Below are 12,891 nucleotides of genomic sequence, written 5' to 3' on the forward strand. Positions count from 1 at the left end.
GTTCAGCGCACGGTCAGGATGAGGCTCTTGGTGGTGGTCCCGGCGACGTTGGTGACGCTCAGGTTCGTGTTGTACGTGCCGGTGCTGGTCGGGGCGCCGGTGATGACGCCGGTGGTCTTGTCGACGGTGAGTCCGGCGGGCAGATTCTGGGCGTCGAAGCCGGTGGGGAAGCCGGTCGCGCTGATCGTGAGGACAACCGCTACGCCCGCGGTGAGGTTGCCGATATCGGCGGTCGTGATCGTCGGAGGCGTTGTGGTCGGGGCCGTGGCCGCGTCCAGCCAGCGCAGGTTGGTCACGTGCTCGTTGACGTGCATGTTGACCATGTCGGCGACTGTGAACCACCCGGGCTTGCGCATGGTCGAGGCCATCACGGTGCCGTTCACCACGAGGTTCTGGAACGTCACGTCCTTGATGCCGCGCGCCTCGTCGTACCCGAGCATCATCGCGGTCTCCGCGTTCTTGCCCGTGTAGGTCAGGTTCTTGACGTAGACGCCCTCGATGCCGCGGCCGGCCGAGGTGTTGTACGACTTGTTGTAGGCCACGCGCAGATGGAGGAACTGGCCCCAGCGGAAGTCCTCCACCCGCACGTTCTCGATCCGCACGTTCCGGACGAGGTTGCTGTCGCCGGGATTGAGCGCGATGGCGCCCTGGTACCACTTCTGCGGTTCGCGATGGTCGAGGATGTCCACGTTGCTGATCGTGATGTTCTCCAGCACCTCGGGATCGGCCGTGTTGCCGTGCGTGCCGATGTTGATCGGGTGCGCGACGTCCGCCCAGAGGCTCGAGTTGGAGACGGTGATGTTCCGGGTGTCGCCGTAGTAGTCCCAGCGGTGCGTGTAGAGCGCGATGCAGTCGTCGGAACAGCGCAGGAAGGAGTTGTCGATCAATACGTCGCTACTCGAGAAGATGTCGATCCCGTCGCCCCACTGACCGGCGCTGAAGTAGCCGAAGTCGGTGATCGTGACCTGTTCGGACATCCCCGCGGTGATCGCGTAACCGGTCGTCAGATCGAGCATCGAGATGCCGTCGACGCGGATGTTCTTGGAGCCGACGATGGTGCAGCCGCCGCCGTTGGTGCTGTAGACGAGACCGCGTCCGGTCAAGCCGGCATTCGTGACGTTCTTGAAGATCACCGAGGTCTTCAGTACGGCGCCACCGGCCAGATAGACAGTCTTTCCGCTCGGAACCTCCAGCTGCCCGGTCGCGGTGGTGTGCACGCCGGGGCCGTAGTAGATGACGTCCGGGTCGTCGGGGGAGGGGGCGTCGGTCTCGATCGGGCGGGCGAGCAGGTGCAGGCAGTCGAAGATCTCGCCGTTCACCTCGACCACGATCTTGCGCGGTTCGGTGAGTGTGAAGAGCAGGGTGCTCTCGTCGTCGATGGTCGGCTCGATCCCCAGGGACAGCGGCCGGATCCGGGCGGTGTCGATGGTGCCCTTCGTGTACCTGACCCAGACCTCGACCGAATCGGCGAAGTCGAAGTACGCCATCGACGACTTCAGCACCTGACCGGCACCGGTCGTCGCGTTGATCTGCTTGAGGTTGACCGAGTACGTCGGCACCGTGGTCCAGGCACCGGCGGCCGTACGGACCTTGACCTCGAAGGTGGACGCCTGCGCGATCCCGGCAGGAATCGGGTAGGTGACCAGCGGTGGAACAGGCGCGGGGGTGGCTGTCGCGGTCCCGGCCCCGGACGTGACGTAGCCGGCGGCAACGGTCGCGCCGGCTGCTTGGAGCAGGCGGCGTCGCGTGAGGTCTGCGGTCATCTTCAGGCTCCTTGGCATCTCCGGCGGAAGGCCCTGAAACCTTGTCCGGAGAACCCGGGCCGATCAATAGCAACCGCTTGCCACGAAAATTTCGCTCTTCCACGATCCCACTGCCGCGGCTCCGATTGTGGGGTGGGAGGACATGGCTGGGGTGGTTGGTTGATGGGACGGTCGGTGGAAGGACCCGTCCTGGAGGTGTGGAAATGACTCTCCGTCCTGTTGTTTCGGTGATCGTCTTGCTGGCGGCTCTGTTGAGTAGTCCGGTGTCCCGGGCTGAGGCCGCGAGCCTGGAGGAAGTGACCGGATTCGGTTCGAATCCGGGGAATCTGCGGATGTTCCGGTACGTGCCGCCCGGGCTCGGTGCCGGTCGGCCGGTGGTGGTGGCGTTGCACGGGTGTACTCAGTCGGCTTCGGCGTACGACGACGAACCCGGCTGGGTCGCGATGGCACAGCGGGCCGGCTTCGCGCTGGTGCTGCCGCAGCAGCAGTCGGCCAACAACGCGAGTGCGTGCTTCAACTGGTTCGAGGCGGGGGACACGGCGCGTGGTTCTGGTGAGGCGCTGTCGATCAAGCAGATGGTGGATCGCACCGTCGGCGACCTTGGTTCGGATACGGGGCGGGTGTTCGTCACCGGCCTGTCGGCGGGTGGTGCGATGACGGCTGTCATGTTGGCGACGTACCCGGAGGTGTTCGCCGGTGGCGCGATCGTGGCCGGTCTGCCGTACCGGTGCGCGACGTCGCTCGTGCAGGCCTTCAGTTGCCAGAACCCGGGGGTCGACCTGACGCCGCAGCAGTGGGGTGACAAGGTACGCGCGGCGGCGACGGCGACGCACCGGCCGAAGGTGTCGATCTGGCACGGTACGGCGGACTACACCGTTGCCTACCGCAACCTCAACGAGTCGATGGAGCAGTGGACCGACGCGAACTCCGCGGACCAGGTCGCCGACTCCACCGAGACCGTCAACGGCGCCACCCACAAGTCGTACACCGACGCCACCGGCACGCCGGTCATCGAAACCTGGTCGATCCCCAGCATGGCCCACGGCCAACCCATCGACCCAGGCACCGCACCAGACCAATGCGGCGTCCCCGCCCCCTACATCCTCGACGTCAACCTGTGCGCGGCGGCCCACATCACCCACTTCTGGGGCCTTTCATGACAACGCGGGCGCAACCGTAGAGTTGCGCGTCGGACGGCTGACGTGCAATCCTGGGGTTGCACGTACCGCTCTCGGTGCTGAGAGCGGATGCCGTCCGACGGAGGAGAAGTCCTTGACTATCGACGCAGCGCCGCCGCAGCTACGTTTCAGTGGCAGGCAACGGATGGTTCTTTCGGTCCTTCTGCTGGCGGGATTCATGGTGTCCGTCGACTTCTCGATCTTGAACGTGGCGCTCCCGGACACCGGTGCCGGCGTCGGCATGGCGGTCGCAGACTTCCCATGGATCACCGCCGCCTACATGCTTCCTTCGGCGGGATTCGCGCTGCTGTTCGGCCGGGTGGCCGACCTGTTCGGACGCCGCAGACTGTTCATGACGGGCATGGTCGTGCTGGCCGTCGCCTCGTTCCTCGGCGGCCTGGCGACGAGTGCCGAGATGCTGTTGACCGCCCGCGCGCTGCAGGGCCTGGCTACTGCGCTCGCCCTGCCCGCGGCGATGTCTCTTCTCACCACCACGTTCGCCGAAGGCGCCGTACGGGAACGCGCCCTGGGTATCAACGGTGCGCTACTCTCCGGCGGCTTCACTGTCGGGGCACTGGTCGGCGGCACGCTGGTGAGCCTGCTGAGTTGGCGGGCGGCGTTCTGGATCAACATTCCGGTCGCAGTGCTGGTCTTGGTGTGTACGCCGTTGGTGATCAGCGAGAGTCGCGTTCCACAGCGGGTTGCACTCGACTTGCCTGGTGCGGTCACCGTGTCGGGCGGTCTCTTGGCCGTGATCTACGCAGTGGTCGAGAAGAGTTTGCTCGCCGCCGTGATCGGAGTCCTGCTCCTTGCCGCCTTCTGGGCCATCGAACTGCGAGCGTCCGCGCCCCTGGCTCCGTTGCGCATTCTCGGACGGCCGACCGTGAAGTGGGGCAACTATGCAGGACTCGTGGTCTTCGCGATGGAGACCGGGATGATCTTCCTGATGACGCTGTACCTGCAGAACGTCCTGGCGTTCTCCCCGCTGGCCACCGGCTTGATCTTCGGGATCCCGGGCTTGGCTGCTGTGGCGGCCGGTGTGATCGCCGGGCGGGTGATCGGGCGCTTCGGCGTACGCAAGGTTCTGACGGTAGCGATGCTGGTGCAGGCCGTGGCGACCTTCCCGCTGATGTTCCTCGGCGTGAACCGGGCCGCACTCGCGATCTTGGTCCCTGCCTTGTTCATCGGCTTCTTCGGCCACGTGGCCTCGATCGTCGCGTACACGGTGACAGGCACGTCAGGCCTGCCCGACGAAGAGCAGGGTCTGGCCACCGGGCTGACCTCGATGACTCAGCAGGTGGCGATCTCGATCGGTATCCCGATCCTGAGTGCCATCGCGGCCACCCAAGAGCTGGAGTTGACCGGCATCCATCTCGCCCTCGGCCTGAATGTGGCCGTGACGGTGGGCAGTGCCGGTCTTGTGTGGGTCGGGTTGCGCCGACGCGATATACCTGCAGCCGTGGGGTTGCAGATCAATGATGAGGGTAAGGAGTTCGTGGGATGAGCAACGATCGAATCGAGCGGGAAGTTCTGATTGCGGCGCCGCTGGAGCGGGTGTGGTCGCTGGTCGCGGAACCGGGTTTCTGGGTTGCCGACAAGGCGACCCTGCCGGGAACCGTGGCACGGGAAGGCGAGACGCTGCTGGCGAAGAATCCCGAGTACGGCGACTTCCCGGTGCGGGTCGAGAAGGTCGATCCGCCGACGTATCTTGCGTATCGGTGGGCGAGTGCGTTCCCGGGACAGGAGCTGCGGGACGACAACAGCACGCTGGTGGAGTTCACGCTCAGGCCCGAAGGTGACCAGACGCGCCTCAGTGTCGTGGAAAGCGGCTTCGCGGCACTGTCCGGGTCCGCGGATCTGCGCGATCAGGCGGTGAAGGACAATTCGGGCGGTTGGCCGATGGAACTGGACGCACTGAAGAAGCGCGCGGAAGAGTCGTCCGTGTGACCAGTAGTGATACCGAGGCTGTCGACGGTGTTCTGGCCGCGTTGGCCGATCCGACGCGCCGCCGGCTGCTGGACCTACTCGCCGTACAGGGCGAAGCGACTGCGACGACGCTCGCCGAGCGACTGCCGGTCTCGCGACAGGCGGTGGTCAAGCATCTCTCGGTGCTGGATGCCGTCGGGCTCGTCTCCGGCAGCCGGATCGGGCGTGAGGTGCGGTACTCGGTGCGCCCCGCGATGCTGAACGCGACGGCGCAATGGATGTCTGCGCTCGCGGCCGATTGGGATCGACGGCTGGCCACCATCAAGCAGGCCGCCGAGGACGCGGAGCGTTCTGCCGAAGCCACTTGACCTGGTTGTCAACGGTCGCCAACGATATGGTTCACGGTAAGCCCTTTCCGCCGGATCACATCGGAGGAACACCTTGACTTCCAGCCAACCCATCAGATTCGCTGCCGTCGGCCTCGACCACGCGCACATCTTCGGTCAGGTGGCCGGCCTGATCGCGGCCGGCGGGACGTTCGCCGGGATGGCCACCGACGACCCGTCGGCAGCGGTCGCGGTGACGATGCGGGAGCGGTATCCCGACGTACCCGTGATCGAGGATCCCGACGAGCTGATCGCGCAGGACGAGATCGACCTGATCGTGACTGCCGCCGTACCGGACCGGCGCGGGCCGATCGCGGTTGCGGCGTTGCGGGCCGGCAAGGACGTGATGGCCGACAAGCCCGGGTGCATCACCCTCGACCAGCTGGAGGAGGTCGAGAAGGCGGTCGGCCAGAGCGGCCGGTTCTGGTCGGTGACGTTCTCCGAGCGGTTCGAGGTCCCCTGCGTGCTCAAGGCCGGTGAGCTGGTCCGCGAGGGCCGGATCGGCACGGTCGTACAGACGCTCGGAGTCGGGCCGCACCGGATCGGGGACCGCGGGCATCTCGCCGGTGGCGGCGGCCGCCCGGACTGGTTCTACGACAAGGCGCGGTACGGCGGGATTCTGACCGATATCGCCTCGCACCAGATCGACCAGTTCCTCTGGTTCACCGGTGCGCGGACGGCGGAGGTGGTGACCAGCGCGGTGGGGAACTTCGCCAACCCCGACGAGCCGGGTCTGCAGGACTTCGGCGAGCTCCTGCTGCGCAGCGGCGACGCCCAGGGCTACATCCGGGTCGACTGGTACACCCCGGACGGTTTGCCGACCTGGGGCGACGGCCGGCTGACCGTGCTCGGCACGGAGGGCTACATCGAGATGCGCAAGTACGTCGACATTGCGGGCCGCGACGGCGGCAACCACCTGTTCCTGGTGGACAAGGACGGCACGCACTACATCGATTGCTCGGAGGTTCCGGTGACCTACTACTCGGACGTGCTGCGCGACGTCCGGGACCGGACCACCACGGCCGCGCCGCAGGAGCACACGTTCGAAACCATGCGGCTGGCGCTGACCGCCCAGCAGAACGCGGCCGTCCGCGGAGCCGCGCAGTGACGGTGCCAAATACGGTGAAGGTCGCGATCGTTGGCTGTGGCAACATCAGCCGCCGGCATGCGGAGGCCTACGCGAACACCGGCCGGACCTCGCTGGTCGGTGTCGCGGACATCGTCGAGGCCAAGGCACAGACGTTGGCCGGGAAGTACGGCGCGACGCCGTACGCGAGTGTGACGGAGCTGCTGGCGGCGGAGGACCCTGATCTGGTTTCGGTGACGACGCCGCCCGGTAGTCATGCCGAGATCGCGATCGAGATCCTTGCCGCCGGCAAGTCGGTGCTGCTGGAGAAGCCGCCGGTCCTGAGTCTGGCCGAAATGGACGCGGTCGCGGAGGCCGAGCAGGCGAGTGCAGGCTCGGTCTGGGTGATCTTCCAGCACCGGCACGGATCCGGCGCACTGCGAGCTGCCGACCTCCTCGGCCGCGGCGCGCTCGGGCGTCCGCTGGTGGCGGTCTGCGAGACGTTGTGGTTCCGGCCGCTCAGTTACTTCGACCCGGACTGGCGCGGCACCTGGGTCGGTGAAGGTGGCGGGCCGACGCTGGGTCACGGCATTCACCAGATCGACCTGCTGCTGCATCTGCTCGGGCCGTGGCGGACGATCAACGCCACCGCCGTACGGCTGGATCGACCGGTCGAGTTCGAGGACGTGTCGATGGCGTCAGTGGTCTTCGAGAGCGACGCGGTCGGGACTGTGATCAACAGTTTGCTGTCGCCGCGGGAGCTGAGCAGGATCCGGATCGACACGGCCGGCGGAACGCTGGAAGTGGACCACGTCTACGGCTACTCCGACCAGGACTGGACGTTCCACCCGGCCCCTGACGCGGCGAAGGCCGCGACGCTCGGCATCGATCCCGGCGTACGGAAAGCAGACGCGGTCGAGACCGGTGTGGGGGAGAACCCGTGGACCGCGTCGGCCGGTGACGATGTGCCGAGCAACCACGACGCGCAGATCAGCCGCCTGATCGACGACCTCCTGGCCGGCCGGACCCACGACACCACCCTGGCCAGCACGCGTGCCACGATGGAGTTCGTCACCGCGCTCTACGCCTCGGCGATCACCGGACAGCCGGTACGCCGCTCCGACCTGACCCTGGACCACCCGTTCTACCGAGCTCTCCACGGAAACACCCCGAAAACCGAGCTCAGCGAGTCGTTCCGCCCCTGACCCGAAAGTCGGGGTTGCGTCAACGCGTTTGACGGTTGCAGGCTCCCTGTTGTCAGGGACGGCAATCGTTTGACGGATGGCTGAGATGGTGACTTTACGCGACATCGCCGAGCAGGTCGGCGTCTCGGTGTCGGCGGTGTCGCTGGTGCTCAACGACCGTGCCCGGGGCCGGATCCGCGCCGATGTCGCGGTCCGGATCCGGGAGGTCGCGGCGGAGCTCGGCTACGTGCCGAACCTCCTCGCGCGAGGGCTGAAGACGCGGCAGTCGCTCACCATCGGACTGGTGTCGGACGGTGTGGCCTCGATCCCGTTCGCGGGTCAGATGCTGGCCGGCGCGCAGTTGGCCGCGGCCGAGCAGGACTACCTGCTGATGTTGATCGACACCGTCGGGCACCCGGAGGTGGAGGGGCCCGCGACGCGTGCGCTGCTGCAGCGCAACATCGAGGCCCTGATCATCGCTGCCGAGTTCCATCGCGACGTCGAGCTGCCGCTGGTGCCGAACTCGCTGCCGATCGTCGTCCTGGACGGTCGGCCGAACGATCCGCAGGCGGCGGCGGACTGGGTCGTGCCGGACGAGGTCGGCGGCGCCCAAGCGGCGACCGAGCGGCTGCTGGCGGCCGGTCATCGCCGGATCGCGTTCTGCAACATCGCCGACTCGATCTTCGTCGCCCGCGAGTTGCGGCGTGCCGGGTACGAGAAGGCGCTGGAAGCGTACGGCGTCGCTGTCGACCCGGCCCTGATCGTCGAAGCCGCCGATCCGACTGCCGCGGCCGGACGCGCGCCGGCTCTGGAGCTGTTGCGCCGGCCGGACCGCCCGACGGCGGTGTTCTGTTTCTCCGACCGGATCGCGATGGGCTTCTACCAGGTCGCCGACCAGCTCGGCCTGGACGTCCCGGGCGACCTGTCGGTGGTCGGCTTCGACAACCACCAGTTCGTTGCCGAGAGCCTGCTTCCCAGCCTGACCACGATCCAGCTTCCGCATCGCGCCATGGGTGAGTGGGCAGCCGAACAGGCGATCGCCCGCAGCCGTGGCGACACCGAAGACACTGCACCGGCCCACCGGCTGATGCCCTGTCCGGTCGTCGAACGCTCGTCGGTCGCACCGCCCGCTCCCGGCACCGGCTGAGCCAATCAACCACGTCACCACCTGCGACCTCCACGGCCGCGGGTCGATCAGTCACGCCTGTCTACAGTTCAAAGGAGCCTGTCATGCGTTCCATCTCGCGCAGAGCCTGCATCGTCGCTGCTGTCACGGCGCTCACGGCCACCAGTCTCGCCGCCTGCGGTGGCGGTGGCGGTACGTCGGGGGAGTCGGGAAAGACGTTCAAGATCGTCCAGTACGAGAACCCCTCCACCGCGCAGGGGCAGGGCTGGCAGAAGGCGCTGGAGATCTTCAAGGCCAAGCACCCCGACGTGAAGGTCGAGTTCCAGCAGACCAGCTTCGACGCGTTCCGCCAGAACGCGAAGATCACCTTGTCCGGTAACGACGTACCGGATGTCGTCGAGTTCAACAAGGGCAACGCCGACGGCGGTCAGCTCGCCGCGCAGGGGCTGCTCGAGCCGCTGAACGAGCAGGTCACGAAGAACGGGTGGGACAAGAAGGTCACCGGTTCGATGGCGGCGTTCGCGAAGTACGACGAGAACGGCCACGCCGGCTCCGGTGACTGGTACGGCGTACCGAACATCGGTGAGTACGTGATGTTCTACTACAACAAGACGAAGTTCCGGCAGGCCGGCATCGCCAAGCCGCCGGCCACGCTCGCGGAGTTCGAGACCGCGATGGACAAGCTGAAGGCGGCAGGGCAGCTCCCGATCTCCAGCTCCGCGAACACGAGCCAGGGGTTCAACCAGATGTGGATCTGGTACTCGCTGGTCTCGGCGATGTCGACGCGGCAGCAGATCGACGACTTCATGTTCGTCAAGGGACCGGTCGACTTCCACAGCGGTCCGTGGAAGGACGGCGCGGAGAAGTTCCAGCAATGGATCGACAAGGGGTACGTCGGGGACAAGCTCGGCGGACTGTCCTTCGAGCAGGCCACGGTCAACTTCCTCAGTGCCAAGTCCGCGATGCTGATCTGGAACAACGGTGAGTTCGCGCGGATCCGGAAGGACGCGAAGTTCGACTGGGGCTACTTCACGCTCCCCGGCGCGCAGCTCTCGATGGGATCGTCCGGGCACCTGTGGGGCGTACCGGCCAAGGCGAAGAACAAGGAACTCGCCTACGACTGGATCAACACCACGCTGAGCCCCGAGGTGCAGAACGTGATCGGCCAGAAGGGCGGACTGCCGCTCGCCGGTGACACCGCGACCATCAGCGACCCGGTCACCCGTCAGTTCACCGAGCGCTTCGACCAACTGGTGAAGGCCGACACGCTGTCGTTCTACCCGGACTATCCGGTGCCGGGCTTTCTCGACTTCATCCAGACCCACATGCAGGCGATGTCGAACCGCAACGAGACGGCGGCGCAGTATCTGGACGCCCTGCAGAAGTTCTACGACGACGGCACCAAGCGATGAAACGACGCCAACACGGTTACTGGTGGTACCTGCTGCCGATCGGCATCGGGTTCACCGCGGTGGTCGCCGTACCGTTCGCGGCGAACGTCGTGCTCAGCTTCTTCCGCTGGAAGGGCGGGATCGCGCCGCTGCACTGGAACGGTCTGGGCAACTACAGCGATCTGCTGCACGACGCGAACTTCTGGCTGTCGTTCCGGAACTCGGTGTTCATGATCATCGCGATCGTGGTGATCCCGACCGGCGCCGGCATCCTGCTCGCGGCGACCCTGGTCGACTACCTGGGCAAGCGGTTCGGGCCCCGCGCGGCGAGCTTCCTGCGGGCGACGTACTACCTTCCGCAGATCCTGCCGATCGCGGTGGCTGGTTTCATCTGGAGCTGGATCCTCGACCCGGGCAGCGGGTCGATCAACACGTTCCTGCGCTCGGTCGGGGTGAGCGATCCGCCCGACTGGCTGGGCAGTCCGGACCTCGCGCTGTACTCGGTGATGCTGATGCTGGTCTGGCTGCAGCTGGGCTATCCGCTGGTGATCTTCATGGCCGCGCTGTCCCGCGTCGATCCCGAACTGTACGAGGCGGCCGCGCTCGACGGTGCGGGGTGGTGGCGGCAGTTCGGCGCGATCACGCTGCCGACGGTCCGGCCGGAGATCTTCATCGTGGTGCTGACCGCGACGGTCGCCGCGCTGAAGGTGTTCGCCCCGATCCTGATCCTCACCGGCGGCGGTCCGGAGGGGTCGACACTGGTTCCGTCGTACTACGCCTACCGGAACTTCTTCGAGCTGTCACAGGTCGGGTACGGGTCGACGATCGCGACCGTGATGGCGGTCGTCATCTTCGGGGTGGCCGCCGTACTCCTCGGGTGGCAGCGACGTGCGGAACGGAGGGCTTGACGTGTCGATGCTTGCTGCCGGCAACCGGCGCCGGCCGTTGACCTGGGTGGTGCTGGTCGTGGCCGGGCTGATTGCCCTGGTGATGTCGTCACCGTTCCTGCTGATGGTGCTGAACGCCTTCAAGACCGGCGACGACTACTCGAGCCACGGTCCGATCGCGTGGCCGCGGAGTTTCAGCCTCGATGCGTTCAGCAACTACCTGTCACTGGTGGACTTCCCGGTCGCGCTGTGGAACTCGGTCCTGATCTCGACCGTCGTCGCGTTCGGCGGGGTCGCGCTCAGTCTGCTCAGTGCCTACCCGATCGGGGTCGGCCGGATCCGGGGGAGCGGGCCGATCCTCGCCGTACTGCTGCTGTCCACGATGCTGCCGCACGAGGCACTGATCTACCCGTTGTTCTACGGCGCCCAGGCCACGCACACGTTCAACACGGTGTGGTCGGTCGTGATCGTCTTCGTCGTACTGCAAGGGGCCTTCGGCACCTATCTGCTCGCGAGCGTGATGGGGACGGTGCCGAAGGAGATCCTCGAAGCGGCCGCGATCGACGGCGCCGGCCGCTGGCAGATCCTCTGGCGGATCGTGCTGCCGATCCTGCGCCCGACGCTGTCGGTGCTCGTCGTGTTCTTCTTCATCTGGACCTGGAACGAGTTCTACATTCCGGTCGTGTTGCTGGCCGACCAGTCGTCGCAGACCGTGCCGATCGCGCTGTCGACGCTGCGTGGTCAGCACTCGATCGACATCACCGTGCTCAACGCCGGGTCCCTGCTGTCATTGCTCCCGACACTGGTCTTCTTCCTGATCTTCCAGCGCACCCTCAACCGCGGTGTGACCGCGGGTGCCGTCAAGTAGCCCTCGAAAGGACTCTTCTTGTTCTCCACCTTCAACGTCCCTGTTCTGCCCGACGGTGTGGTGAGTCGGTCGATCAATGCCGAGAACCGGACCGGAGCGCCCGGTGCGGCTGCGCGGGCCGCGTCGGCTCTCGGACCTGGGCGCAAGGGTTCGCCCGCTGTGTTGCTGCCCGCGGGGCAGACGCTCACCCTGGCCGAGATCGAGGGGCCGGGGGTGATCCGGCACATCTGGATGACTGTTGCCGATCGCACCGATCAGGGTCCGTTCGTACTGCGGGACCTCGTGCTGCGGGCGTACTGGGACGGCTCGGACCTGCCGTCGGTCGAGGTGCCGCTCGGGGACTTCTTCTGTAACGGGTTCGGTACGCGCGCCCTGGTCAACTCCGCTCCGATCGTGGTCGCGCCGACGGGCGGGATGAACTGCTACTTCCCAATGCCGTTCCGCGCCGGCGCCCGGTTGACCCTGGAGAATCAGCACGCGGGCGACATTCCCTCGGTGTACTTCCAGGTCGACTACACGCTTGGCGACGACATCGATGCGGGTACGCCGTACTTCCACGCCCAGTGGCGGCACTCCGACGGTACGGCGGCGTTGGGGACCGACCATGTGATTCTCGACGGGGTCTCCGGCCGGGGCACGTACGTCGGGACATACCTCGCGCTGACGTCACTGCACCGGTATTGGTGGGGCGAGGGCGAGGTCAAGTTCTTCGTCGACGACGATGACGAGTTTCCGACGCTGTGCAGCACCGGTCTGGAGGACTACGCGGGCGGGGCGTGGGCCTTCCAGGACGAGCTGCGAGCCGATCCGGAGCCGGAGATCCTCACCTTCAACTCGCCATACTGCGGCTATCCGTTCCACTCGGCACGCGACCGTACGAAGGCCTCACCGTTCTCGACCGAGGCCCTGCCGATGCACGGGCTCTACCGCTGGCATCTGCCGGACCCGATCCACTTCACCGAACGGCTCGCGGTCACCGTCCAACAGATCGGAGCCTGGGACCACGGCCTGTTCGAGCGCCAGGACGACATCGCCACCACGGCGTACTGGTACCAGGTCGCCCCCCACGCTCGCTTTCCACCTCTACCAGCAGCGCACCTCAGGCACCCCCGCTGA

Annotated in this window: 12 protein-coding genes; 11 read left to right on the top strand and 1 reads right to left on the bottom strand. The window is 66.5% G+C overall.

Annotated elements, in window-relative coordinates; all coding sequences use genetic code 11:
- Positions 1-2: 2 nt before the first annotated feature.
- Positions 3-1,763, bottom strand: coding sequence for a glycosyl hydrolase family 28 protein (locus tag EV649_RS36590; protein WP_130388295.1), 1,761 nt, complete (start codon positions 1,761-1,763; stop codon positions 3-5).
- A gap of 203 nt (positions 1,764-1,966) precedes the next feature.
- Between EV649_RS36590 and EV649_RS36595 the strand changes: the two genes are divergently transcribed.
- The 11 genes from EV649_RS36595 to EV649_RS36645 all read left to right on the top strand — a co-directional run bounded on the left by EV649_RS36595 (position 1,967) and on the right by EV649_RS36645 (position 12,891).
- Positions 1,967-2,923: a PHB depolymerase family esterase gene (locus tag EV649_RS36595; RefSeq protein ID WP_130388296.1), complete on the top strand. Its 957-nt coding sequence runs from the start codon at positions 1,967-1,969 to the stop codon at positions 2,921-2,923.
- A 163-nt stretch (positions 2,924-3,086) separates the two neighbouring features.
- A complete protein-coding gene (locus EV649_RS36600) occupies positions 3,087-4,445 on the top strand; it encodes an MFS transporter (RefSeq protein ID WP_130388297.1) in 1,359 nt (452 codons plus the stop codon).
- Positions 4,442-4,888, top strand: coding sequence for an SRPBCC domain-containing protein (locus EV649_RS36605; protein WP_130388298.1), 447 nt, complete (start codon positions 4,442-4,444; stop codon positions 4,886-4,888). Before EV649_RS36600 ends, EV649_RS36605 begins: the two co-directional genes overlap by 4 nt.
- Positions 4,885-5,235: a metalloregulator ArsR/SmtB family transcription factor gene (locus EV649_RS36610; protein ID WP_130388299.1), complete on the top strand. Its 351-nt coding sequence runs from the start codon at positions 4,885-4,887 to the stop codon at positions 5,233-5,235. Before EV649_RS36605 ends, EV649_RS36610 begins: the two co-directional genes overlap by 4 nt.
- Positions 5,236-5,308: 73 nt before the next feature.
- Positions 5,309-6,361, top strand: coding sequence for a Gfo/Idh/MocA family oxidoreductase (locus tag EV649_RS36615; protein ID WP_130388300.1), 1,053 nt, complete (start codon positions 5,309-5,311; stop codon positions 6,359-6,361).
- Positions 6,358-7,524, top strand: coding sequence for a Gfo/Idh/MocA family oxidoreductase (locus tag EV649_RS36620; RefSeq protein ID WP_130388301.1), 1,167 nt, complete (start codon positions 6,358-6,360; stop codon positions 7,522-7,524). Before EV649_RS36615 ends, EV649_RS36620 begins: the two co-directional genes overlap by 4 nt.
- A gap of 76 nt (positions 7,525-7,600) precedes the next feature.
- The gene (locus EV649_RS36625) at positions 7,601-8,650 is read left to right on the top strand and encodes a LacI family DNA-binding transcriptional regulator (RefSeq protein ID WP_198682894.1); all 1,050 of its coding nucleotides are present in this window, start codon (positions 7,601-7,603) and stop codon (positions 8,648-8,650) included.
- Between the two features lie 83 nt (positions 8,651-8,733).
- A complete protein-coding gene (locus tag EV649_RS36630; protein ID WP_130388302.1) occupies positions 8,734-10,041 on the top strand; it encodes an extracellular solute-binding protein in 1,308 nt (435 codons plus the stop codon).
- Positions 10,038-10,928: a sugar ABC transporter permease gene (locus tag EV649_RS36635; RefSeq protein WP_130388303.1), complete on the top strand. Its 891-nt coding sequence runs from the start codon at positions 10,038-10,040 to the stop codon at positions 10,926-10,928. The genes EV649_RS36630 and EV649_RS36635 overlap by 4 nt, the downstream gene beginning before the upstream one ends.
- Positions 10,929-10,935: 7 nt before the next feature.
- On the top strand, positions 10,936-11,775 hold the full coding sequence (locus EV649_RS36640; protein ID WP_130388573.1) for a carbohydrate ABC transporter permease: 840 nt from the start codon (positions 10,936-10,938) through the stop codon (positions 11,773-11,775).
- 60 nt (positions 11,776-11,835) lie between these two features.
- The gene (locus tag EV649_RS36645) at positions 11,836-12,891 is read left to right on the top strand and encodes a glycoside hydrolase family 172 protein (RefSeq protein WP_241999136.1); all 1,056 of its coding nucleotides are present in this window, start codon (positions 11,836-11,838) and stop codon (positions 12,889-12,891) included.

The sequence above is a fragment of the Kribbella sp. VKM Ac-2569 genome (assembly GCF_004216905.1).
In the GTDB taxonomy this organism is placed as follows: Bacteria; Actinomycetota; Actinomycetes; order Propionibacteriales; family Kribbellaceae; genus Kribbella.